We start from the raw sequence: 22715 nt of genomic DNA on the forward strand, positions 1-22715 counted from the left end.
CTGCCATCTCTTGCTCATGGGTCCCCCGACTACATCAAGAAGAGCGTGATCGCAGCCGTTGCTGCGGCGAGCCGGACCTCCGCCATTCCGCACGCGAGCCCGATTGCGTCAGTATTCCAGACGCTTGCCGCAGAAGCCGCTCCCCGCACGACTTTGCCGAGCAGTGAGGTCGTGGGCGGATGGCGCGGCTGTGGGAAGGAACCCTGAGCTTTCGACGATGGTTGAAGGAGCGGCGGATCTGAGAGGCAACCCGATGCAGCACCTGGACGAAGTTCTCGAACTTTCTCGCCAGAGACCCCGCGGACCATTATCGCCCTGGTTCGAGACCCGATTGCGTGAGCAAGTTGGCGCGGGTCTGTTTCTGCCACCGTCAGAGCTGCAGGCCGTGGGTAAGAGGCTGGTTCAGCAACTGGCAGAATACCGCGAGCAGGCGGGCGTATCGACGGCGGTACTCGGGATGTCCGGCGGGGTCGACAGCGCGGTGACGGCGGCGTTGCTCAAGGAAGCGGGGTGGCGTGTCGTCGGCTACACGCTGCCCATCGAGCAGGATCCGGTCGAAACCGAGCGCGGTGTCGAGGCCTGTCACGCTCTGGGAATCGAACATCTCCAACTTGATCTGTCCGAGCAGTACCACTGCATGGTGGCAGGGTTGGGAAGCTTGGACGAGAAGTTGCGGAGCGGCGACACCGACGCGCTCCGGACGCGGCGTGGCAACATGCGCGCGCGCCTGCGCATGATCACCCTCTACGATCAGGCGCATCGTTGGGGCGGCCTCGTGGCAAGCACCGACAATTTCTCGGAACTGGGGGCAGGTTTCTGGACGCTGCATGGCGACGTCGGTGACCTCACGCCTGTGCAGTCGTTGTTGAAGTCGTGGGAGGTCCCGTGGATGGCGCACGCCTACGGCGTACCCGAGAGCACATGGCGCGCAAAGCCGACTGACGGTTTGGGGATCGGTGAAGGGGATGAAGCCCAGATCGGCGCGACCTATCTCGAGTGGGACGTCACGGTCTTCGCTGTACTGGACGTGCTGCGGCGAAACCCGTCGCTGAGTGCGGAACAGATACCGGACGTGCTCTGTGCGGGTGACGATCCCGTTGCGGTCCGGGCCATCGCCGCCGTTCTGCGTCGCCTGCGCACGACCTGGTTCAAACGCATGAATCCTATCGCGCTCGACCATCCGAAGTCGGATCGCTTGAGTATGCTCGACATGATCGACGACCGGTTGTTCCGCCCGGCAGTGCTCCGCGACGATCGTGCGCTCACCTCGTTTTCCGGGGAGATCGTCGCACTTGGCCAGCGGCTGGCAAACGAACTCGCTGACAAGAAAATCCGCGTCGTCACGGCGGAGTCCTGCACCGCCGGCCTGCTCGGCGCCTGCATCGCCGCCACGCCCCGAAGCTCGTCGGTTCTCGAGGGGAGCTTCGTTGCCTACTCTCCCTCGATGAAGATCGACGCCCTGGGGGTACCGGACGCGCTCATTCAGGAGCGGACGGTCTATGATCCCGAGGTTGCCCGCGCGATGGCGGAGGGAGCGCTTCAGCGTGCAAAGGGTGCGGGGCTGGCCATCGCGATCACCGGAGTCGCGGGACCGGAGCCAGACGAGGGCAAGCCGGTCGGCCTGGTCTATATCGCGACCCTCCACCGTTCCGGCACGCCGCAAGTGACGGAGTGTCACTTCAGCGGCCAGCCGAGAGAGATCGTGGCAGAGACGGTCCGCAAAGCACTCAACCTTGGCTTGGAAGCGCTGGACTAGGTTCTGGGCGGGTAGAAGGCACCCGCCTCCCCTACCCCGCCCTGTTATTCGACAGAACCAGCGTCCGGATCGGCGATGGCAGCGTCGCTCCGTCAATCGCCGCTCGTCCCGCGCAGCGACCTCCCCTCCGCCCTACGTGCCGCATTGTGGACAGCAGTCGCCGCGATCTCGCCCTGCGCCATGGCGACCGCGATCTGGTTGAGCCCGGTGACCACATCGCCCGCCGCGTAGAGGCCCGGCACCGACGTCGCCTGGTGCGCGTCAGTCTCGATCCTGCCGTCCGCCGCAAGGCGCGGCCGCAAAGCCTTCACGAGCTCTGTCTGGGGTTCGATACCCATGCCTGAATAGGCCACGTCAAACTGCCGGAAGCCACCTTGTGCGAGGAGAAGTCGGACTTGGCCGTTCTCGCAGCGGACCTCGCGCACAGCGCGGTCAAGCACTGCGACGCCCGCCTCCGCTAGTGCCGCCCGCTCTTGGGGATCCGGCGCGGGGTCGCCTCCGAGTGCGGCAAGTGTGACGTCGTTCGAGTACCGACTGAGAAACAACGCCTCCTCGACTGCATGTCGTCCAGAGCCCAGAACCGCTATCCGCCCGTCAGTCGCCTCGTATGCGTCGCAGATCGGGCACTGACGGATGGTGCCCCGGCGCACGTGTTCCCAAGCGCCCTCCATGGCAGGGAGAATGTCCAGCGCCCCCGTTGCCAAGATGACCGCTGGTGCAACCCAACGTCCCCGCTCCGCGTCTACCCAAAAGGCGTCGCCTGCCCGTTCGAGCCGCGTTGCGCTCGCGTTCACGGTCTCCACTCCGAACTGCGCCATCTGTGCCCGCATCCGGTCAAGGAGTTCCGTGCCCGCGATCCCGTCTGGGAAGGCCGGATGGTTGTGACTTCGGGGAATCCATTTCGCGCGGCTGTCGCCTGCGTCCAGAAGGCCCACGCTGCGCCGGAATCGCGCAAGGTAGATTGCCGCTGTCATGCCTGCGGGTCCGCCGCCGATCACGATACAGTCGCGACGCGTGTCCAAGATGGTCGGGATGTCCTCACTCGGTATGGGCGCATCTCGCTCCCTCGGAACGGCCACATTGTCGGCCTTCGCCGAAAAGGCTGGCTCTGCGTGGCGCGTTGATGACATGGTCATCCCACCTCCTGAGGTCCAGTGCGGTAATTCGCTCGGGACAGGCTCATAGCCCGTGAGATCCTGCTAAAGCGATCAAATGGCGTCAGCAGTTTGCCTCACCCACTCCCGATGCCGAAGTTCGTCGTCCAAGGCCCGTGAAGGCCGATCAAGACACTAGAACTGACACAGGACCCATCAAGGTGTCAGACGGAGCTGCCCGCGGAGAACATGTAGTCCCCAGACGTGTGAGCAACGATGTATGAAACATCACGCAACGCCCCATTAACCTTAACACCGTAAGGACAAAAACTTGTCGAGTTGCCCGGAACCTCCGGGTCCTTCATCTTGGCCTCATTGGACCGAGTCCGATGTGTGTGTAACGAGTGAGACTGGCGGAGCCGGGGGCGTCACCTCTGGCCCGCTCAGTTAGGTCGAGAAGTTGGTGAAGTATGTTTCCTGAACCTGACTACTTTCGTTCGGCTGCTGCATGGCGGCTGGCTCAGTTCGGTGATGCGACCACTTGCGCCACACTCGCCTTCGCTGTGGGGAAGCTGTCCGACGCCTCTCTTGACGCGCTGCAAGATGAACTGGAGTTCTTCACCGAAACCGGGTTCGTTGGGCCTCAGCTGTCTGAGTTGCTTGCATTCCTGCAGGGCCCAGGAAGAGCGTTGGTCACCAGATCATCGAAAGCGAGATGGCGGCTTGGTTGTCAGTCAGTCGCACCAGAACTTCCGACCGTCCGGCGCCTTGCGAGCTAGCCCCTCCGCAACGAGGATCTCGCCAACGTCCCTGCCGCTCACGAACAGCCTCGCAAACTTCTTTCCATTGGAATCCTCACCGAGTCTCGTCATGAAGAGGTCGCCGCTCTTCAGTATCTTCAGCAATCGGTCGGCAGCCTTCTTCCCAAGCGCCGCTTCTTCGTCACCGCCACAGAGGTCACCTTTCAAACGGGGAACGTCGTAGCCCTGGAACCGGAAAAGCTCACCCTGGAGCCAGACGGTGGCTCCGTCGACGACGCAGGTCACATTTCGACGCGGTTCGCAGTGCTCGATTGCAGCTGCAGGCGCGGCGGACAGCGCAGCCGCGAACGCGAGAAGAGAAGCCTTCGCCAGCATGACCGTGACACCTCTGCAGCAGAGACGATGTCGTCCGCAGAGAAGAAGATAGGTTCGCTTTTGGTTTCGTCGACTATTCCGCCGGGACATCAGAGCCACGTGCTTGCTCGACGGTCCTTGCCTGATTGAGTCTTATCACGAAGCGAGCCCCACCCTCGGAGACGTTCTCCAGGGCAACCTCGCCGCCGGCATTGCGCGCCATGCCCGCCACCTGCGCCAATCCCAAACCCGTGCCTTGCGGCTTGTCCGTAATGAAGGGCTGGAAAAGAGTTCGCTGCAGCTTTGCCGAGACGCCAGGACCGTTGTCGCACACGACAATCTCGGCACGTTCGCCGACCGACGAAACTTCTATGGTAATGCGCCCCTGACCTTCCAACGCATCACGAGCGTTAACCACGAGGTTGAGAAGGGCAAGTTCAAGCTGATCCCTGTTCGCGACCACAGCCAGATGACTTTCCATCTCGTCGATCGACAGGGCGACGCCGTCACCAGCAGCCTGCTCGAGAAGGTACCGAAGACCATTGAGCATTTCGCTGACGTCGACCGTTTCAAGTTCCGTGTCCTTTCCGTGAGACAGGCTCAGAAGCTGATTGGCAAGACGCGTTCCCTTCGACACCGAGTCCTCGATCAGCGCGACATACGACTTGATTTCGTCGTTCCTCGTCTTGCGCTTGATGAGGTTCAGTCCCGACTGAAGCGAGGAAATCACGTTGCGGAAGTCGTGGACGATGGTCGCTGTGAACTGGGCGACTGCCTGCGAACGCTGGAGGTTCAGAAGATGCTCTTCGTTCTTCCGCCTTCTGACAACTTCGCGTGCGGCCAGGACGAAAAGCCCAAGGCCTGCCAGGATTGCTGCCAACAGGCCAAAGGTGATGACCGCAGCGGCCCTCTGCAGCGGACGGTCCAGCACCGCGCTGCTGATCGCCACATGGCTCGACCATCCGGTCAGCTCAGAGGTTGCGTAAGCGGTGTAGTTGGTGAGCGCCTCGTAGGTGGTTCCCGCATAAATGCCATTGCCACCCTTCGCGACTGCATCAAGGACGTAGGAGGTCCCGGGCGTTCCAACGCGCACTGCGTAGTCGATGGAGCGAGCGATGAACTCGCCCTCCCGATCTACGAGTGCCGCAACTGAGTCCTCGGCACCCGTTGCATCAGCATTTCCTGGTAGGTTTGCGGATAGGTGAATGCTGTAAGAATGTGGCGATTGTTCCCAGGGATTTCGGTAGTAACGGTGACGCATGGACAATAGAGGCCATCACGTTCAACGCCTCCAATGTCCCAGCCGTCCGCGTTGATGTCCGCGACCCAGGACAATTCAGGCGCGTAATCGATAGAATCCTGGGTCACTGAGAAGAGGCTCTCGCCACTCGAGCTATCTGTGAGAAGAAGCGCCTGCCACCCCGGCATAAGTCCCACGGCTTCCTGCGCGCGACGTGCCCCTGCATCCAGGTCACCACTCCTGAATGGACTTGCCTGAGCAAGGATGCGCAGCGTGACGAGGTCGCTGGCGACACGTGCGTCAGACAGGAGAGTGAGCATGTCAGCAGCGGTCACGGCGCGCTGACGCGCGTAGTCAGCCTCATCGCTCAGCCGATAATAGAGCAGCACGAAAGCGACGGCCAGTGCAGGAAGCAGCAGCGCAAGCCCCAACAGCAAGTAGACCGTGAACGCGCCGTCCAGTCCCCCACGTCTGAGCTTCGCCACGCAGTTCGCCTCACTGTTGAAGTCTGGTCCGGTCTCGTCAGCCGAAAAGCCGCCTATCGTGTGTCAGACGCTCGAAAAGAAGTAAGAAGACTATTCGGAAAAGCCGGTCAATGGACTTCTGTCGAGTCATGGGTCCGCCGGTGGCCGCTCGATCGACGCCAGGTGCCGAATGCTAAGGCCTGTCCGACAGATAAACCATCTCCTTACGGGGCAACCCAAAATCACGATGTAGTCGTCATCTCGGGCGGGGTTCTCCATGACTGGACACGCCAAGCTTGCGTTTGGACAACGTTCTCCCGCTCCATCACCTCTAATTGAAGGTCAACTTACTTCGATCTGAAAGGACGCACGAGATGTTGACCCGAAGAGCCGCACTGTTGGGAGCCGCAGGCATTACCTCACTTCCCTTCCTCGCTAAGGCCGCAAGCGCCGAGGAAATCATGGACACGTCGATGGCGCCGCCCGCCGACGTGTCGAACCTCCAGCGCATCAAGCACAAGCTGGTGCGACCGCCGATGGTTCACGCGCACGACGAGGTCGCGCCGGGCGAGCCCCGTATCGTCGAGTTCGAGATGCAGATCGTAGAAAAGGAGATCGAGGTCGACGACGGCGTCTACCTCCAGGCGATGACGTTCCACGGGTCGATTCCCGGCCCCCTCATGGTGGTGCACGAAGGTGACTACGTCGAACTGACGCTCTACAATTCGCCTGAGAACATGTTGCAGCACAACATCGACTTCCACGCCGCGACAGGTGCTCTCGGAGGCGGGTCGCTGACGCTGGTGAACCCCGGAGAGAAGACGGTCCTCCGCTTCAAGGCGACACGTCCCGGCACCTTCGTTTATCACTGTGCGCCCGGAGGTCCGATGATCCCCTGGCACGTCGTGAGCGGCATGTCCGGCGCCATCATGGTCCTGCCGAGAGACGGCCTGAAGGACCACGAGGGCAACTCTGTGCGCTATGACCGCGTCTTCTACATCGGCGAGAACGACTTCTATATCCCGAAGGACGAGAACGGAGACTACAAGCGCTTCGAAGATGTCGGCGAAAGCTATCCCGACACGCTCGAGGTGATGAACGGCCTCATCCCCAGCCACGTCGTCTTCAACGGCAAGGTCGGATCGCTGACCGGCGACAACGCGCTTCACGCCTCGCAAGGCGAGAAGGTGCTGTTCGTCCACAGCCAGGCCAACCGAGACACGCGTCCTCACCTGATCGGCGGTCACGGCGACCTCGTGTGGGAGCGCGGCAAGTTCAACAACCCGCCGCAGCGCGACCTCGAAACCTGGTTCATCGCGGGCGGTTCCGCCGGCGCGGCGCTCTACGAGTTCCTCCAGCCGGGTGTCTATGCCTACGTCAACCACAACCTGATCGAGGCCGTGAACCTCGGTGCTACGGCGCACGTGGTGGTCGACGGCGACTGGAACAACGACCTGATGGAACAGGTGCAGGCGCCCGCCGAGTACAACGCCAACTACGAGGGCAAGACCGCGCTGCCTTAGGCCGGGACCGTCTCGAAGCGCAGTCGTCACAGGGGCGGCCGGAACAGTCCGGCCGCCCCGATTTCTTCGAGGAGCCTGAACATGAAGACACTCGCCGCTTTGGCGGGCCTTGCCGGCCTAGAGACGACGCGACGACCCATGCGGCTTGGCTGTCCGAACGAACTGGCGAGACGTGGCGCCTGCCGACCGCCGATTTTGCTCATGAGCGATGTCCATGTCGGACCGCCGCGCCGCTTGTTGCGGAAGCGCAAAGAGGCTGGGGGAAGCCAGGCTCAGAATGCCCTCGAAAGGACTCGCATGGCTCGCCCGGACTTCGACGACCCCGATCTGCCGCTTTCGGTGCTCTTCGCCGAATGCCCGGAGGTCGCGACGGTGTTCCTCGACCGCCGCATGCTGTGCCCGGGTTGCCCGATTGCACCGTTCCATACCGTTGTCGACGCCTGCCTCGAATACGGGCTGGACGAGAGCGAATTTCGTGCCGAACTGCGCCGCGTCGTCGTCTCGGAAGGCTCAGGCCGACCTCTCGAGACGCGTCACTCCTGAATGCCGCTAAGGACCACGAGGCGGTGGGGCGCCGTGACGACGATGTGCTTGCGTGTCGAGCGGACGAGGCCGTCCTTCTCCCACGCCGACAAAAGACGGCTTACCGTGTGGAGCGTCGTGCCGGTCATCTCGGAGATGTTCTGGCGGGTGACCGGAAAGGCGATTTCTATTCCTTCCGTCGTCTTTCGTCCGCTTTGGTTCACCATCCGCAACAGGGCGCAGGCCACGCGCTTCTCGACGGCCTGCGTCGCCATCTCGGTCAGCGTTTCCTGGATCTGGCCGATCCGCTGACCGAGGGTCGTATAGGTCTGGGTCGCAAACCCTTGATACTTCGACATGAACTCAGACCACAGGCTCACGGGCCAGGACAGGGCGATGGATTCGGCCGCGGCGATGGAGGTGGCAGGATAGGTGTCGCGGTGCAGGGCGGGCGCAATCCCGAAGAGCTGGCCGGGCGAGATGTGCAGGACGATGATCTGGTCGCCACCCGGCGTGCTGCGCACCACGCGGAGATAGCCGTCGAGCAGCAGATAGAACCGGTCTGCGTCATGGCCTTCGCGGAAGATGTCCGTACCTTCCTCGTAGCGGCGCGAGACGGCCTGATCGAGGATTTCCCTGATCTGCGGCCGTTCCAGCAGCGAGAAGGGAGGAAGACCCTTCAAAAGGCTCTCGTCGAGTTTAGGCACGACCACTCCAGAGTTTGTCCAAGAACAACGTCTGCGACCCTGTGATAGGTCAAAACAGCGGCAAGAGAAACGACATGAACGCCTGAAAGGACTGTCCGATGCTGAAAGCTCTGATGATGACCGCCGCCCTCGCAACCATAGCCGGCACCGCCGCCGCCGAGACACACGAGGTCAGGATGCTGAACAAGGGAGAGGCCGGCGCGATGGTCTTCGAACCCGGCTACGTGAAGGCCGCGCCGGGAGACATCGTGAAGTTCATCCCCACCGACAAGGGCCACAACGCCGAGAACATCGAGGGGATGCTTCCCGAGGGCGTCGCGGAGTTCAAGTCGGGTATCAACGAAGAGTTCGAGTTGACGGTCAATGCAGAGGGCCTCTATGGCATCAAGTGCACACCGCACTACGCGATGGGCATGGTTGCTCTCGTGCAGGTGGGAGAGGCCGTGAACCTCGACGAAGCCCAAGCCGTCAAGCAGAAAGGGAAGGCCAAGACCCGGATGGCCGACCTGATCGCACAGGTCCAATGACGCATCGTCCTTGATCATCTGTCTGTAGGTGCGGCGGAACTGGCTGCCGCCCCTACTGTCCCTTGTCGGAGCAGAGGAATGTCCAAGCGAGGCAGGTATGACGGACCAGCGCTCTTGTCGTCTGGCTTCCGTCCCTTTTTTCTGGTTTCCATCCTCTTCGCAGCAATCGTCATTCCGGTCTGGTGGTTTGTCTGGACAGGCCGGACGTCACTTGCCGGTCCGTTCACGCCAGCGGACTGGCACGTCCATGAAATGGTCTACGGCTACGGTGCAGCGGTGCTGGCGGGGTTTCTGTTCACTGCGGTGCCCAACTGGACCGGCCGGCTGCCGACGAGGGGCTGGCCTCTAATGTCCCTCTTGTCCCTCTGGTTTGCCGGCCGGATCAGTGTCGCCGGCCTGATCGCTCTGCCTGCGTCCGTTACCGCCGCCGTGGACCAGTCCTTTCTCCTGGCCGTCACCCTCATGATTGCACGCGAGATCGTGGCAGGCCGGAATTGGCGCAATCTGAAGGTTCTCATGCCGGTCGCGCTGCTTTGGCTTCTGAATGTCCTCTTCCACGCCGAGGCGATCGCGTCCGGCACGGCGGACTTCGGACGAAGAGCAGGAATGGGGGTGCTGATCTTTATGATCATGCTGATCGGGGGTCGAATCCTGCCAAGCTTCACACGGAACTGGCTTGCGGCCAGAGGTCATGAGCGGTTGCCCGTTCCGTTCAACAGCTTCGATGTGTTGTGCCTGGCAACAGGTGCAGTGGCACTCGTCGCCTGGGTCGTGGCAGCCGATACGTGGACGTACGCCGCGCTGGCATTTCTCGCTGCCGGTTTGCATCTTGTCCGATTGGGGAGATGGCAAGGTACCGCAACCGCGAAGTCTCCGCTCCTGCTGATGCTTCATCTGGCGTATCTTTTCATACCTCTTGGCTTCTTCGGCACCGCTTTGGCGACGTGCGGCGTCGCACATCCGGCCGTCGGCCCCCACCTGTGGGGCATTAGCGCGATTGGCGGAATGACGTGCGCTGTCATGATGCGTGCAACCATGGGTCACACCGGTCGCCAGCTAAATGCCGGGCCGATGTTGACGTCGGCCTTCCTGCTCGTCGTTGGTGCTGGAGCTGCAAGAGTTGCCGACCCCAGTATCTCTGCGCACGGCGTAGATGGGGCAACACTTGCCGTGGTCCTGTGGACGCTCGCATTTGCCGTAATGGCGACCGTGCTCTTTCCTTGGCTCGTGCTGCCGAAATCCGACACTCCTCGAAAAGCTAACGTTACCTAGGAGCATCCCGGGTGCAGAAGCGTGCCTCGGGTGCTGGACATCTATGTCGAGCGCTTCTTCCGGATCTGGCAGTTCTACCTAGCCGCAGCGGAAATGGCGTTCCGACATGGGCGCCAGGCGGTCTTCCAGTTGCAACTCGCGAAGAACCGAACAATGCACAGTGTTACCTGACGCGGCGATGACGGGCCGCCCCACTTGCCGTTCAGATCCAGTAAGGCGCCACTCCGTAATAGTCATAGGTGCGGCGTTCCCAGTCGCGGTCCCTGTGCCAATCGTCGGTTCTCGCCGGCGCTCCTTCGACTTGGTCAGCAGTGATGTCCGTAACGAAACCCTGTTTTGCAGTGTCGTAATGGAGCTTGTTCCAGGGAATCGGATAGTGTTCTTCACCAAGACCCAGGAATCCGCCAAAGCCCATGACGGCATAGGCGACGTTGCCCGACTGCTTGTCGATCATCAGATGATCGATTGACCCGATGTGTACGCCGTCGCGCCCGTAGACTTCAGTGCCGTTAACGTCCGCAGACGAAACCATGTTGGATGTACCAGAGGTAGGCATGATTGATCTCCCTTTTGGTGAAAGATCAACGGACAGGCCAATCTGCGGTTCCGCGGAACTGTGACGCGGCACGAGGCGACTTCGTGATCAGCCTGTCAACGCAGCTGCGGCTCACTCCCCTCAGCGAGACATGAACCTCCGGCGCGCCTCGACAGCAGTATTGTACCGCTGTTCGAGCTCCGCGATGAGAGCCATCGCCAGACGCCTCTCTTCTTCGCTCTTGGCTTCTCGAAATGCCTGTCTGGCTGGTTCCAGCAGTTTCTTGATCCTGAACTCCTCGGGCAAGGCCCCTGCCTCGGCCATTATCCGAACCGCAACCTGGGTTGCCATGTCGGTGAAGGCCTCACCGGAATGATCTGGCAGAGGCTTGCCTTCGCCCGTCAAGCCTATGAACTGCCCCTCTGCGATGGCCTTGCTGATCTGCCGTTCGACGAGCGTTCTCAGTGATCGGGACATGAGCTTCTCCCTTCGATCTGTAGACTCATCGCATCATCTCAACTTCCGTGCAGGCCTTTGGCAGGGGCCGGAACAATCGCGCTGGAATAGCAGCCATACGTTGCTTCTGTCGCATGGAACCGCGTGACGGGTCTCAGGTTTCATACGAAGCGAACCGGTAACGGCCCCTCATCGTCGCAATGGAGCTCTTCAACATGACCAACACACCCAAATCTGGCCTGCACCAGACCCTAACCGCGACGAACGACGTCTTACAGGGATATGACACCATGCTGCCGCGCGCCGACGCGGAGATCGCAGGTGTGATCGCCGAACTCACGACGATGCATCGTCGTCACGCGAACGCGCTGGAGCAGCGGCTCGCCGCTTTGGGCGAATCCGGGGAAGACGACGGATCGCTGCAGGGAACAATGAACGCCGCCGTGGTGACGCTCCGCGACTGGATCACGGGCCTGGACGAAAGTTCCCTGGACGCAGTTCTGCGTGGCGAGAAGGCCGTCATGGACATCTACGACGACGCGATGACCGACTGGTCCTCCTCAGACGATCCCGAGACTGCCGCATTACTAGGGACACAGTTCAAGGAAATCAGCGAGCAGGTGGCCCGCCTCGCGAACCGTTGAATTCCGTCGGCGCCTGGAGAGGCTGGCCTCAGCACATGGTAGGAACCCTGACGAGGCCGACGCGGTGGTCGATCAGGCCGCCTGCCGGTGCTTAGTCCATCCCGGGCCTGCAAGACCGCCTATAAGCAGAAGACCGGTCGCGGGACGCCCCGAGGGTATTGGCATTCACAGCGAGCTGCTGCACGCTATCCCCCGACAGGCCGACGCCGTCGGACGCATCGGGATCGACATCGAACATGCTGGCGTGCGGCCGCCGAGGCCGTATAGCTGGAGCGATGACCGACCTCACACTCTGGCACGCGCCCTTGTCCCGCTCGACCCGAATTCTCTGGCTGCTTGAGGAGATCGGCTGTGCCTATCGTCTGGAGACGCTGCCGTCGTCGCGCACCCTGGACACGGCGCTGCTTCCGGGAAGTCCGCCGGCGCTGTCCGATGGCGAAGTAATGATGCACGAGACAGGCGCGATGGCCGAGTGGCTCTGCGAAACCCGCGCTACCCATCTCTGGCGGGAGCCGGGCGCTCCGGGTCGCGCGGGTTGGCTCGATTGGCTGCATTTCGCAGAGACCATGGTCCAGCACGTGGCGCGAAGAGAGGAAGCGGGAGCACCGGCGCGTTTGACGGATGCTCTCCAACTTCTGGGCTCATGGATCGGGGATTCCGAATGGTTGCTGAGCAAGTTCTCTGGCGCTGATTGCCAGGTCGGGTATTCCGTTTGGGTTGCGTCTCAGGCGAGACCGTTGGCCGATCACCCGGCGTTGGCGGCCTACCTCGGGCGCTGCGCGGCGCGACCGGCGTTCCAAGTGGCTTTTGGCGGGAGCGAAGCAAGGTTGATGTAACAGCTCGCGGGCAGTCACTTCTTTCCTGCACGATTAAATCGCCCACCTCCGCGGAGCCGCGCCAGCAGCTTTCGGACCTTCGACACGTGCCACCTGCCGTTGCGCCGCGTTCGGATAGCCCGACCGTTCAGATCGGCCGCGACCTCGCGCAGTGTCATGTCGCGGTCCGCTTGCAGGACCGCCAGCACAGGAGCCAGCGCCTGGGCGAAGGCATTGGCATTTGCGCTGACAGCCTCCCGGAGCGCGTAACCTCCCGTGCCAGACCCCCTGAGCAGCGCCGCACCGTTCGGATTGCCGAGCTTCACGCCTCGCGTCTTGGCGACCGCAGCGCCTCCTTCGTGCGCCAGGCAATCGCTTCTCGCACTTGCCGGGCGACAGCGAACTACCGCGACCTGATTGTCACTTCTGTCTCGCTTTTCGATCGGCGTAGCGCCGGTCGCGTTCAGCCTTTCGGGCGGCTTCATCCTTGACGACGCGAGAGACGCGGTCATCCAGAGCCTTTTCCCTAGCTGCGACCTCGGCTTCGGCTGCAGCATCGGCGGCCGCCTGGTCCCTCGCTGCATCGGCTTCAACACGCGCCTGTTCATCGAGCTTGGCCTGATGGCGCTCGGCACGCCGTTCGTCTCGGGCTGCGGCCACCTTCAAACGCTCTTCTTCCCGAGCAAGTCGTGTCGGTTCTGCGGCTGCCTTTGCTGCACGGTGGGCGTCAAGGAGAGCAGCTTTGGCATCGGCAGCGGCGCCACGGCGGTCGGTAAGATCGTCGTCCTTGGGCTTTCTCATGATGTCTTCCGTCAGATAGGATTGGGGCCGCCTAGCGCGCGCGTCCGCCATAATAGAGAACTCGCGAACATTCAACAGCTCGTAGCGGCACGAGCCCCATAACGCCGACGGCCGGGCACCTGGCTCCGGATTTGCCTACATTCCCCCTGCTGGCGCTGCGACAGGCATGAAGGGCTGTTCTGGCAGCAGGTCGTCAACTTGCCAGTCGGGCCATGAGGTCGCGCACATGCGACACCTGCCACCGCCCGCCGATGGCCTTCCGTTGCGTTTCAAGCCCAAGCCCCGACTGGCCTTGCCGGGCGGTCGACACGCGCCGGATGCCCTCTAACTCCGCTCTGCGGACGAGCTGCCGCTCTCTGCACATCGAGAGTCATCGACGAAGTCGCATGACCAGTATAGGTCATCGCGATCCGCATCGCATCTACGCGACGACGCCAACCGTCGCGAGCGCCAACGAGAGAGTAACACTATGCCCGATCCGATCGTCCGCTATTTCGATTTTGCCGGGAGCCGCGGCGAGGAAGTGAGGCTTGCGCTGGTGATTGCGGGGGTGCCGTTTGACGATGAGCGTCTAACTCGTGACGACTTGGCCCGCATTAAGGCTGATCTGCCGTTTGGATCCTTGCCTGTGCTGGAATTTCCCGAACGTGGAATTTTTTCCCAAACCAACGCTATTCTAAGGTTGATTGGGCGGTTGCACCATCTTCATCCCGACGATCCGTGGGATGCGGCACGGCACGACGCTGTGCTGGAGGCATGCGAGGATTTGCGACACCGCATCTCGGCGACCTCCCGGATCACCGAGGCAACGGAACGGCAGGTCGCACGCAAGAACCTTGCAGACGGCTTCATTCCCCACTGGGCGAGGGGCATCGAAGACTTGATTGGCGAGAACCCTTTCGTCGGAGGAACGCAACCGGCGGTTGCCGACGTGAAGATCTACATGATGGACAAGGCTCTGCGAGGCGGCGCTTTCGACGACATTCCGACCACGGTTCTCGACCCCTTTGCTCGTATTGGCGGAGTGGCGCGTGGCGTTGCAAGTCATCCGCCCGTGCAGGCCTGGTACGCGCAGTAGGGCGCCAGCCGCCGCAAGGGCATCTGGATGGGAGGCGTCCCGCCCTTCGGCTAGCGGGTCGAGAGGCGCAAGCTCATCGTAGATGGCGAACACGTCAGGCAGGCGCTCCGGATCTTCCGGCGCTTCATCGAGGTGGGATCCGGCACCATCCTCGCTCGCGAAGCGGCCGAGGGGATCGCGTCATCCTGCATGACCCGCGCTCTGCGCCTGACCCTGCTCGCACCCGACATTGTCGAGGCGATCCTGGACGGGACACAGGGGCCGGACGTGACGTTGGCACGGATGCTGGAGGGGCCTCCACACAACCGGCGGAAACAAGAATTGAACGTCGCACCGGGACGCAAAGGTGGCAATTCTCGCCATATGTCTTTAGAAGCGACCATGAACCCTATCAGGTGAGAAGCCAACAAGAAGTAATTCGGCCACGCTGCGCGCAGCTTTGTCCTGGACAACTATTCCATCCACTTGCTTTCGCAACGCAAACGAAAAGGAATGCACCTATGCGAGGCACAATTGTTCTAAGCGAGGGTCGCTCAGGAACAAACTGGCTTGGAGATCTGGCAAATAGCACAAATGCGCTAGGAAATTGCGATGAATGGCTGGCGCCTGTAGTCAATAACATGGACTATCAGAATACAAACGTGGATACCTTGATATCCAAAATAATCTCTATGGCGTCCACACCCAATGATATTTTCCTTCTAAAAGTGTTCCCTTATCAACTACTTGACTTCTTTCAATTCTACAAAGTGGATCCGCTACGGCGCATTGCATCATATAATGACGTTCAGTTTATCCGATTGGAACGTCGAGATCGTTTGGCTCAAGCCATCTCGTATACGAAGGCCTCTCAGGCAAAGGCGTGGACTTCAAGTGAAGGCAGGCGAGGTCCCTTGGAGTACAGTTTTGAAAGTATTTGCCGGTTTTATTTCTTAATCGAAAGATCCTATTCCTTTTGGAGGAGCTATACCGCATTGAATGGAATGCCAACCAAGACATTCATCTATGAGGATCTTTTACCTGACGGAAATGATTTTGTTCAGGCACTGGCGAACCACGCTGAAGTATCAGAATATCAAGGTACCTCATCAGCTCTTCAAGTACAGCGAGATTCCGTTTCAGAAGAGTGGCGATCGAGGTTTCTTGATGAGATAGGAGATAGGGAGCCGTTGGACTTCGTGTCTCCGTCTCGTCCGTCGCACTTAAGGGTGTCCAATTTTTGGCGTCTTCTTACTGGCACTCCCCTGAAACCTTATCCGCACCTGTATCAATGGCGTCCGTAAGTATCGTTGTCCCCACTTTCAACCGACCAAAGCTGCTTCCGCGAGCGGTCCGGTCAGCCTTGCTAGCCTGTCCGGAGGATGGTCAAGTCGTTGTTGTGGACGATCATTCCGTCATACCTGCAATTTCTGTGCTGAAAGATATTTCGGATACTCGCCTTAGAGTCATAACTAACGGCTATGAAAAGGGCGCATCTGGAGCGAGAAATTTTGGTGTCTTTTCAGCTTTCGGTGATGCCATCTTTTTTCTGGACGACGATGATGAAATGCTTCCCAACTATTGCCTGAGAGTCATGAAATCTGGCTTTCATGGGTCCTTGGCCGGCTATTGTGCAATAGAGCATGTTGAGTTGGATGGATCGACCCAGACCATCTCTAGGAGAGGCCTTGATCGTGGTCTAATTCCCGATAGCGCCTCGATGCGGAAGAAGATTGCAGGACTTCAGATGGGTTTTTGGATACGAAAAGACGTATTTCAGGAACTTGGCTGTCTCGATCCACTTCTTACCACCGATGAGGATACCGACTTCACTATCAGGATGTGCTCGGAGAACATCGGGCTGTGGTATGATCCCGACCCTGGCGTACGACAGTATTCTCATTTAACAGCGAATAAGGGAGGCCAGCTGACTAAGACTACACCTAAGGATGTGGTCGCAAGAAATTATCTCCGGACACTATCGAAAAACCATGCAACCTTCCCACCGATGCACAAGGCTCGCTGGTTCTTGCTTTCGCGGTTCCTCCGTCGAGCCATCGAGGCGCACGAATACAGGTTGGCCTGGAGAGTTGCAATGGACATCAAGCCTCTGTATCTTTCTATTTGCGGAATCGCATTCCTATCTGTCAAGACAATTGCGCGACCTCGTCGACACTTGACTTCGACTTTGATCAACCGACTTTTCATTCAGCGTTGAGTGATTAGTAGCCCGCGTGTGGCCTGGTGAAGACCTGAGCCATGGCACAACGAAATCCTGCTCAAGTCTAGGGCCAAGACCCGCGGACTACGTGAAACCGCCCTGCCCGCCTGAAGTCGATATGTTTTGACAAGATCCATCAAAGAGGGTCTCCTTAGTTCATGAGAGTTCTGATATTCACAGCTTTCTCGCGTCAGAATACCTGGGGGACATGGGAGTGCCAAATACAGTTCTTTCGATCAAATGGGGAACGGCCTTCGGCGCGTTCGATGTGAACATGCTCTTCCGAGCTTGTCTTGCTCATACGCCCAATGACTTGAAATTTGTGTGCTTGACGGACGACGCGAGCGGTTTGGACCCGCGGATCGACGCACGTCCGATACCCGACATCGCCTTGACGCCTGAAGAGGCTAAACGGCCCGGTGTCTGGCGCAAGCTGAGCCTGTTCTCTCCGGACATTGCTGATCTTGGTCGGGTTCTATTCCTCGACCTGGACATGCTTGTTGTCGGCGATCTCTCTCGTTTCTTTGAGGTCTCTGAGGGCGCTGTCTTTCAGAATATGGGTGAGAGTTGGCGCCCCGAACCACGAAGTGATGAAAAGATCACCGGAACGTGTATATTTTCCTTCGATACGAGTGGTGAGAGTTCGGTTCTAGATGCGTTCTTGGCTAGAAAGGAAGCCAACATGAATTCTTGGAACAATGAGCAAGAGTTCGTTGGCGCTCATGTTTCGCATGCATCTTATTGGCCTGAGGGAATGGTTGTCAGTTTCAAACGCCATCTGTGTCACAGAAACGGGATGGGGCTGTTTGCCAAACCCGCCTTGCCACTGCCAAGCGCATCAATTGTCGCATTTCACGGCAGGCCGCGTCCTTCAGACACAAGAGAAATGACACTTTGGGGCACCTTCCCCCACCTCCACCTAGGACCTGTCCCCTGGATTGAGAATTACTATCGACGTTTCGGCTAGAACGGAATTAACGGGACCCTATTTTCATGCGGGGCGTCACGTCAATGTGTCATCGAGAGCTCTTCGATGGGCCTTTTCAGAGGAACTTGATTTGCTAAATTGCTCTGACAGAGCCATCTCAGGAGCTCTTGGTGAACGCCCCTGACATCGAAGTGCATGGCGGCGACCCTCCTCTATTCTCGTCTTTCGAGTACCTTGCAGCCTCTTCACTAAATCCGCGCAGTCATGAGGTCCGGAGAATATCGGCCCAGAGTGACCGCTTCAGCGCCACCTGGCGCTGGAGCCAGTGCTCAGCCCAACCCGCATAACCCTCGAAGCCAACGAAAAAATTCGGCCGCAGCCGGATCGAGAGATCGATTTCGCGAGGGCCAGTGGCGGGGGAGACGGGATCGAGATCCAACGTTCCCCGCTTGGTAAGCTATTGATTTGTAAGGCAATGGCAATGATGCATCGGACCATTTGGTTCAAGGGCAACTGAAATCGGACCACGGACGAAAGATGACCCGCCGCCGATCCGGCCGCCGTGCGAGTTTGCCCACTTCTTGCCGGAGTCCTTCGTTCCAGAACCCGACTTGTTGTCGTCCTTGTCGTCCTTGCGGTTCGTAATCGTCTGTCTCCTTCACCGAGCTGTTTCGGCTGACAAGAACCCTGGTTCGGGCAGCGCAGGTAGGCCCTGGCAACTAATCCGCGCCAATAGATTCTTCACGTTCGCAACTTACAATCTCTCGACGCGGCGAGCCCGAGCCCAGCCCGAATTTTACAAAGGCAGCGGGACCGTCCGATGGTAAGGATCCAGCCACAGATCATGAGTTGAACTACTGGAGTGGTCTTTCGTGTTGCCATTCTTGGTTACAGTCCTTAGGCCGCACAGCAACAAACCTGGACCTGGATGCAATTCCGGGTGGCTCTTCCGGCCGCCGATCCGCCGGACAACCAAGGACACGGTGCCTTTGCACACTGACCTGGCGCAACCTGCGCCGGACCGGTATCGGAAACCATTCCAATGATCTCACTCGACGCCTACCGCGCCCAGTGGCTTGGCAACATTCGCGGCGACCTGCTGGCCGGGCTTGTCGTGGCCCTGGCACTTATCCCCGAAGCCATAGCCTTTTCCATCATCGCCGGGGTCGATCCCAAGGTTGGCCTCTACGCGAGCTTTTCCATCGCGGTCATCACTGCGATCACGGGCGGGCGGCCCGGCATGATCTCGGCCGCCACGGCCGCAACCGCCGTCCTGATGGTCACGCTGGTGCGGGATCACGGCCTGCAATATCTGCTGGCCGCGACCGTGCTGGCAGGGCTTCTGCAGATCGGCGCAGGGCTTTTGCAGCTCGGTTTCGTCATGCGCTATGTCTCGAAGTCGGTGATGACTGGGTTCGTCAACGCGCTTGCGATCCTGATCTTCATGGCTCAACTCCCGGAACTCGACCCGCGCGCGGTGACCTGGCTGACCTATGCGCTGGTCGCGGCGGGGCTCGCCATCATCTACCTGTTCCCTTTCCTGACGACAGCCGTGCCTTCGCCGCTCGTGACCATCGTCGTTCTGACGGCCCTGACGGTTGCACTGGGGCTGGACGTGCGCAACGTGGGTGACATGGGGGCGCTGCCCGATACATTGCCGATCTTCCTGCTCCCCGATATCCCGCTGACTCTCGAGACGCTGGTGATCATAGTCCCCTACGCGGTCGCCGTGGCCGTCGTGGGGCTTCTCGAAAGCCTCATGACCCAGAACATCATCGACGACCTGACCGATACGAAGTCGAACCGAAACCAGGAGTGCATCGGTCAAGGTCTTGCCAACACAGCGACCGGCTTCATCGGGGGCATGGCGGGCTGTGCCATGATCGGCCAGTCGATCATCAATGTGAAGTCCGGCGGCCGCGGGCGCCTGTCATCCTTCACGGCCGGTGTCGTGCTGCTGATCCTTGTCGTCGGCCTCGGCGATCTGGTCAGCATCATCCCCATGCCCGCCCTCGTGGCGATCATGATCATGGTCTCGATCGGCACCTTCTCGTGGTCGTCGATCAAGAACCTGACGGTCCACCCGCGCTCGTCGTCCATCGTGATGATCGCGACGGTCGTGACCGTGGTCTACACACACAACCTCGCCATCGGCGTGCTGGTGGGCGTCCTCTTGTCGGGCATCTTCTTCGCGGGCAAGATTGCGCAGCTATTCCACGTTACCTCCGAGATCAGCGACGACGGCCGGGTGCGGACCTACCACATCGCGGGACAGCTCTTCTATGGCTCGGTCGAGGACTTCATGGATGCCTTCGACTTCCGCGAAGCGCCGGAGCGCGTGGTGATTGACGTGAGCGCGGCACACATCTGGGACATCAGTTCGGTGCAGGCGCTCGACATGGCAATCCTCAAGTTCCGCCGCGACGGCGCCGAGGTCGAGGTGGTGGGCATGAACGACGCGACCGAAACTTTGGTCGACCGGCTGGCCATCCACGACAAGCCCGGTGCCATGGACAAGCTGATGGCGCACTGAAGGAGGAGACAGCATGACCGACAAGATCATCGCCCTGGTGGATGGCTCCATCTATTCCGAAAGCGTCTGCCACCTCGCCTCCTGCATCGCGCAGCGGACGCAAGCGCCCGTCGAGCTGATTCATGTGCTGGGCCGGCGCGAAGCTCCGGACAAGACGGACCTGTCAGGAGCGATCCGGCTCGGGGCGCGGACGACGCTGATGGAGGAACTGGCGGCGCTCGATGCGCAGCGCGCGAAACTGGTCAGTCATCGCGGACGCGCGATCCTCGAGGATGCCCGCGCCATCGTGGATCAGGACGGCGTGACCGAGATCACCACGCGCCTGCGGCATGGCGACATCGTCGAGGCCATCGGCGAGGTCGAGGACAATGCCCGCGTCATCGTCATCGGCAAGCGGGGTGAGGCGGCAGATTTCGCCAAAGGGCATCTCGGATCCAACCTCGAGCGCATCGTGCGCGCCGCGCACCGTCCGGTCTTCGTCGCCGCGCGCGCCTTCAAACCCATCGAGACGGTGCTCGTGGCCTATGACGGCGGCCGATCCGCAATGAAGGCGGTGGACCACATCTCGCGCAGCTCTTTCTTTGCCGGTCTGTCCGTCACCCTCGTGACCGTGGGCACGGAAACGGCCGAGACCAGAAAGAACCTCACGGACGCTAAAGCGTTGTTGAAGGCGGCAGGAATAGAAGCGGACACACGTATCGTGCCGGGCCAACCGGACGCTGAACTCGGCAAGATGGTCGACGGGGAAGGCTTCGGAATGCTTGTCATGGGCGCCTACGGCCACAGCCGTATCCGCAGCCTCGTCATCGGTTCGACGACGACCGAGATGATGCGATCCTGCAAGGTTCCGGTCCTGCTCTTGCGGTGATCGGCACGGCTGACCCCATAGCGGAAGAGCTTAAGGCTGCGTTTCTGCCCCGCCTTCGAGCGGAGTTGCAGGAGTTGCGGACCGCCTCGGCGCAGACGGCAGCCGACCGCAGACCGGTCGAGCTTGATCAGCAAAGTGTCGGCCGCCTCGGCCGAATGGACGCCATGACAGCATCCTCTGCGTTGGGGGCTTGGGATCGTGACGACTTGAGCCCATAGTTTGGGCAGACCCGCCGGATCAAAGCCCCCCCAAATTGGGCCACTGCGAAAGCAATAGCGAAGATCGAGCGCGGTGAACCCGCTGCGACTCTCGATGAAATCGGGGAAAAGTCGTCACGGAACTGGATATGGCGGCACGAGGGGTATCCGTCTAAGCCTGAGCGTCTGAACCATCGCAGAGCCCTATGACCTTGACCACATCGCGATGACCCATAGCTTGAAGGCCATGACAGTCCTGACGTGTGAAGCACCGCATCCTTCTCTTGCAACGGCCCTCCCGGGACGACTGCGTGCCGGCTTCCGGCTGTTCCAGATCAGGGATGTGCTCATCGCAGCCTGGCTCGTGCTGGCCGCCACGGCGGTTGTTTATGCCGACGAGCTTGGGCAGGACTGGATGCCGGAAGAACTTACACTCCCCGAGGATGCGGAGGTCGTCACAGATCGTGCGATTGGATCGACAGTCCGCATGTTCTCCATTTCAACGCGAGCTGATGTCGACGAACTGCTCGCGGTTTGGGAGGAGAACCTTGGCAGCAGCGGGTATTCTGTCACACAGGGCGCTGATGACCTTCTAATGCGGTCGATCGAATTCTCTGGGCCCGGAATTGCAAACGCCAAGATCATCGTCGCTCCCTCGACAAGTGACGGTCGGGGCCTCATCGAGTTCGATGCAACGCTGAGATAGTCGTAATCGGGCCGTTTAAGATTCTGCCGGAGGTGTTCCCCGGCAGACTTAGAACCGAGCGGCTCGGTTTCTGGCTGATGCCTTCTCCAGGCCTATTCGACGGGCACTGGAGCAGACGGCACGGTTTCGGAGACCGCGTCAGATGGGCACGATCTCGCCGAGCGGGCAGCCTTCGGGCCATGAAGCTTGCGCGCAGCAGGAGAGGCTTAGCGGCCAGACTGGAACCTACTCCCGGTCGCGATATTCAATGGCGCTGGGGCTGTTCCCGCATTTCCCGCATGGTGCTGACGCAACCGGGAAGGACCAAGCCCGCAGTACTAGGGACATCAGGTAATGGATCCTGGACGCGCTCCTTCGTTCTCTTTCTCCTGGTTCAGTGCAGGCGGATCGTCATAGACCGACCATCCGTATTCGCCACCCGATGCTGGAAGCTCATGCCTTTCGATGTTGCGGACGATGTAGGCTTTGGCGATAAAATTCGCGCTGATCGGTGCAGTCAGGAAGAGAAACAGGGTGATCAGGAGTTCGTGGAAAGACACGGACCCCTTGCTTGAGAAGAAATAGAGCATCGAGGCGATAAGCGCGCATCCGATCCCCAGCGTCGTCGCCTTGGTCGGCCCATGCAGCCGCTGTATCGTGTTGCCCAGCTTTACCAGCCCGAATGAGCCGACTAGGCCGAACACGCCGCCGAGGACGATGAAGACCGAGATCAGGATTTCCACGATACCGGACAT

The 22715-nt window shown here is 60.3% G+C and carries 26 protein-coding genes and 1 other annotated feature; of the genes, 16 read left to right on the plus strand and 10 right to left on the minus strand.

The window, feature by feature from the left end; translation table 11 throughout:
• Nucleotides 1–253 precede the first annotated feature (253 nt).
• Nucleotides 254–1756 carry an NAD(+) synthase gene (gene nadE / locus EF888_RS10880; RefSeq protein WP_109761161.1) on the plus strand — a complete coding sequence of 501 codons (1503 nt, stop codon included), beginning with the start codon at nucleotides 254–256 and terminating at the stop codon, nucleotides 1754–1756.
• A gap of 92 nt (nucleotides 1757–1848) precedes the next feature.
• On the opposite strand, the gene EF888_RS10885 is transcribed toward nadE, so the two are convergent.
• The 4 genes from EF888_RS10885 to EF888_RS21800 all read right to left on the minus strand — a co-directional run bounded on the left by EF888_RS10885 (nucleotide 1849) and on the right by EF888_RS21800 (nucleotide 5690).
• Entirely contained in the window at nucleotides 1849–2730 is an 882-nt protein-coding gene (locus EF888_RS10885) for an NAD(P)/FAD-dependent oxidoreductase (protein ID WP_206508295.1), read from the minus strand.
• Between the two features lie 854 nt (nucleotides 2731–3584).
• Nucleotides 3585–3986, minus strand: a complete 402-nt coding sequence (locus EF888_RS10890) for a thermonuclease family protein (RefSeq protein WP_164721651.1) — start codon at nucleotides 3984–3986, stop codon at nucleotides 3585–3587.
• A 73-nt stretch (nucleotides 3987–4059) separates the two neighbouring features.
• Complete coding sequence (locus EF888_RS10895) at nucleotides 4060–5058, minus strand: two-component system sensor histidine kinase NtrB (protein WP_164721652.1); 999 nt, start codon at nucleotides 5056–5058, stop codon at nucleotides 4060–4062.
• Between the two features lie 41 nt (nucleotides 5059–5099).
• Nucleotides 5100–5690 carry a hypothetical protein gene (locus EF888_RS21800; RefSeq protein WP_164721653.1) on the minus strand — a complete coding sequence of 197 codons (591 nt, stop codon included), beginning with the start codon at nucleotides 5688–5690 and terminating at the stop codon, nucleotides 5100–5102.
• 353 nt (nucleotides 5691–6043) lie between these two features.
• Between EF888_RS21800 and nirK the strand changes: the two genes are divergently transcribed.
• Both nirK and EF888_RS10905 read left to right on the plus strand, forming a co-directional pair.
• Nucleotides 6044–7192: a copper-containing nitrite reductase gene (nirK, locus tag EF888_RS10900; protein WP_109761164.1), complete on the plus strand. Its 1149-nt coding sequence runs from the start codon at nucleotides 6044–6046 to the stop codon at nucleotides 7190–7192.
• A 297-nt stretch (nucleotides 7193–7489) separates the two neighbouring features.
• Complete coding sequence (locus EF888_RS10905; protein ID WP_109761165.1) at nucleotides 7490–7735, plus strand: DUF1858 domain-containing protein; 246 nt, start codon at nucleotides 7490–7492, stop codon at nucleotides 7733–7735.
• On the opposite strand, the gene EF888_RS10910 is transcribed toward EF888_RS10905, so the two are convergent.
• Nucleotides 7726–8421: a Crp/Fnr family transcriptional regulator gene (locus EF888_RS10910; RefSeq protein ID WP_109761197.1), complete on the minus strand. Its 696-nt coding sequence runs from the start codon at nucleotides 8419–8421 to the stop codon at nucleotides 7726–7728. The genes EF888_RS10905 and EF888_RS10910 overlap by 10 nt on opposite strands.
• Nucleotides 8422–8519: 98 nt before the next feature.
• On the opposite strand from EF888_RS10910, the gene EF888_RS10915 reads away from it, so the two are divergent.
• The 3 genes from EF888_RS10915 (at nucleotide 8520) to EF888_RS21805 (ending at nucleotide 10391) form a co-directional block, all read left to right on the plus strand.
• Nucleotides 8520–8948 carry a pseudoazurin gene (locus EF888_RS10915; RefSeq protein ID WP_109761166.1) on the plus strand — a complete coding sequence of 143 codons (429 nt, stop codon included), beginning with the start codon at nucleotides 8520–8522 and terminating at the stop codon, nucleotides 8946–8948.
• A gap of 78 nt (nucleotides 8949–9026) precedes the next feature.
• The gene (locus EF888_RS10920; RefSeq protein WP_109761167.1) at nucleotides 9027–10220 is read left to right on the plus strand and encodes an NnrS family protein; all 1194 of its coding nucleotides are present in this window, start codon (nucleotides 9027–9029) and stop codon (nucleotides 10218–10220) included.
• Between the two features lie 30 nt (nucleotides 10221–10250).
• Nucleotides 10251–10391, plus strand: coding sequence for a hypothetical protein (locus EF888_RS21805; protein WP_164721520.1), 141 nt, complete (start codon nucleotides 10251–10253; stop codon nucleotides 10389–10391).
• A gap of 31 nt (nucleotides 10392–10422) precedes the next feature.
• On the opposite strand, the gene EF888_RS10925 is transcribed toward EF888_RS21805, so the two are convergent.
• Together EF888_RS10925 and EF888_RS10930 are read right to left on the minus strand one after the other, a co-directional pair.
• Entirely contained in the window at nucleotides 10423–10776 is a 354-nt protein-coding gene (locus tag EF888_RS10925; RefSeq protein ID WP_164721654.1) for a PRC-barrel domain-containing protein, read from the minus strand.
• 120 nt (nucleotides 10777–10896) lie between these two features.
• Nucleotides 10897–11232, minus strand: a complete 336-nt coding sequence (locus EF888_RS10930) for a DnaJ family domain-containing protein (protein WP_109761169.1) — start codon at nucleotides 11230–11232, stop codon at nucleotides 10897–10899.
• A gap of 194 nt (nucleotides 11233–11426) precedes the next feature.
• Between EF888_RS10930 and EF888_RS10935 the strand changes: the two genes are divergently transcribed.
• Both EF888_RS10935 and EF888_RS10940 read left to right on the plus strand, forming a co-directional pair.
• Entirely contained in the window at nucleotides 11427–11855 is a 429-nt protein-coding gene (locus tag EF888_RS10935; protein ID WP_164721655.1) for a DUF2383 domain-containing protein, read from the plus strand.
• Nucleotides 11856–12130: 275 nt separating this feature from the next.
• Entirely contained in the window at nucleotides 12131–12691 is a 561-nt protein-coding gene (locus tag EF888_RS10940) for a glutathione S-transferase family protein (RefSeq protein WP_109761171.1), read from the plus strand.
• 14 nt (nucleotides 12692–12705) lie between these two features.
• Here the strand turns inward: EF888_RS10940 and EF888_RS10945 are convergent, their stop codons facing one another.
• Nucleotides 12706–12996 (minus strand): recombinase family protein, encoded by a 291-nt coding sequence (locus EF888_RS10945; RefSeq protein ID WP_109761172.1) that lies wholly within the window; start codon nucleotides 12994–12996, stop codon nucleotides 12706–12708.
• Between the two features lie 94 nt (nucleotides 12997–13090).
• Nucleotides 13091–13471: a DUF6481 family protein gene (locus EF888_RS10950; protein WP_109761173.1), complete on the minus strand. Its 381-nt coding sequence runs from the start codon at nucleotides 13469–13471 to the stop codon at nucleotides 13091–13093.
• 469 nt (nucleotides 13472–13940) lie between these two features.
• Here EF888_RS10950 and EF888_RS10955 point away from each other — a divergent pair, with 469 nt between their 5' ends.
• The 8 genes from EF888_RS10955 to EF888_RS10995 all read left to right on the plus strand — a co-directional run bounded on the left by EF888_RS10955 (nucleotide 13941) and on the right by EF888_RS10995 (nucleotide 21981).
• Nucleotides 13941–14549: a glutathione S-transferase family protein gene (locus EF888_RS10955; RefSeq protein ID WP_109761174.1), complete on the plus strand. Its 609-nt coding sequence runs from the start codon at nucleotides 13941–13943 to the stop codon at nucleotides 14547–14549.
• A gap of 189 nt (nucleotides 14550–14738) precedes the next feature.
• Nucleotides 14739–14948: a hypothetical protein gene (locus EF888_RS22220; protein ID WP_164721521.1), complete on the plus strand. Its 210-nt coding sequence runs from the start codon at nucleotides 14739–14741 to the stop codon at nucleotides 14946–14948.
• A gap of 221 nt (nucleotides 14949–15169) precedes the next feature.
• Entirely contained in the window at nucleotides 15170–15832 is a 663-nt protein-coding gene (locus EF888_RS10965; RefSeq protein WP_164721656.1) for a Stf0 family sulfotransferase, read from the plus strand.
• Nucleotides 15820–16746: a glycosyltransferase family 2 protein gene (locus tag EF888_RS10970; protein WP_109761177.1), complete on the plus strand. Its 927-nt coding sequence runs from the start codon at nucleotides 15820–15822 to the stop codon at nucleotides 16744–16746. The genes EF888_RS10965 and EF888_RS10970 overlap by 13 nt, the downstream gene beginning before the upstream one ends.
• A 211-nt stretch (nucleotides 16747–16957) precedes the next feature.
• Nucleotides 16958–17716 carry a glycosyltransferase family protein gene (locus EF888_RS10975; protein ID WP_164721657.1) on the plus strand — a complete coding sequence of 253 codons (759 nt, stop codon included), beginning with the start codon at nucleotides 16958–16960 and terminating at the stop codon, nucleotides 17714–17716.
• A gap of 878 nt (nucleotides 17717–18594) precedes the next feature.
• Nucleotides 18595–18651, plus strand: a sequence feature (sul1 is cis-regulatory element that is thought to sense ions involved in sulfur or methionine metabolism; They are found in Alphaproteobacteria).
• Nucleotides 18652–18719: 68 nt separating this feature from the next.
• On the plus strand, nucleotides 18720–20210 hold the full coding sequence (locus EF888_RS10980) for a SulP family inorganic anion transporter (RefSeq protein WP_109761178.1): 1491 nt from the start codon (nucleotides 18720–18722) through the stop codon (nucleotides 20208–20210).
• A 13-nt stretch (nucleotides 20211–20223) separates the two neighbouring features.
• The gene (locus tag EF888_RS10985; protein ID WP_109761179.1) at nucleotides 20224–21078 is read left to right on the plus strand and encodes a universal stress protein; all 855 of its coding nucleotides are present in this window, start codon (nucleotides 20224–20226) and stop codon (nucleotides 21076–21078) included.
• A 444-nt stretch (nucleotides 21079–21522) separates the two neighbouring features.
• Nucleotides 21523–21981: a hypothetical protein gene (locus EF888_RS10995; protein WP_126918556.1), complete on the plus strand. Its 459-nt coding sequence runs from the start codon at nucleotides 21523–21525 to the stop codon at nucleotides 21979–21981.
• A gap of 326 nt (nucleotides 21982–22307) precedes the next feature.
• Here the strand turns inward: EF888_RS10995 and EF888_RS11000 are convergent, their stop codons facing one another.
• Complete coding sequence (locus EF888_RS11000; RefSeq protein ID WP_109761181.1) at nucleotides 22308–22715, minus strand: Na+/H+ antiporter subunit G; 408 nt, start codon at nucleotides 22713–22715, stop codon at nucleotides 22308–22310.

This window comes from Silicimonas algicola, from assembly GCF_003970735.1.
GTDB classification, from domain to species: domain Bacteria; phylum Pseudomonadota; class Alphaproteobacteria; order Rhodobacterales; family Rhodobacteraceae; genus Silicimonas; species Silicimonas algicola.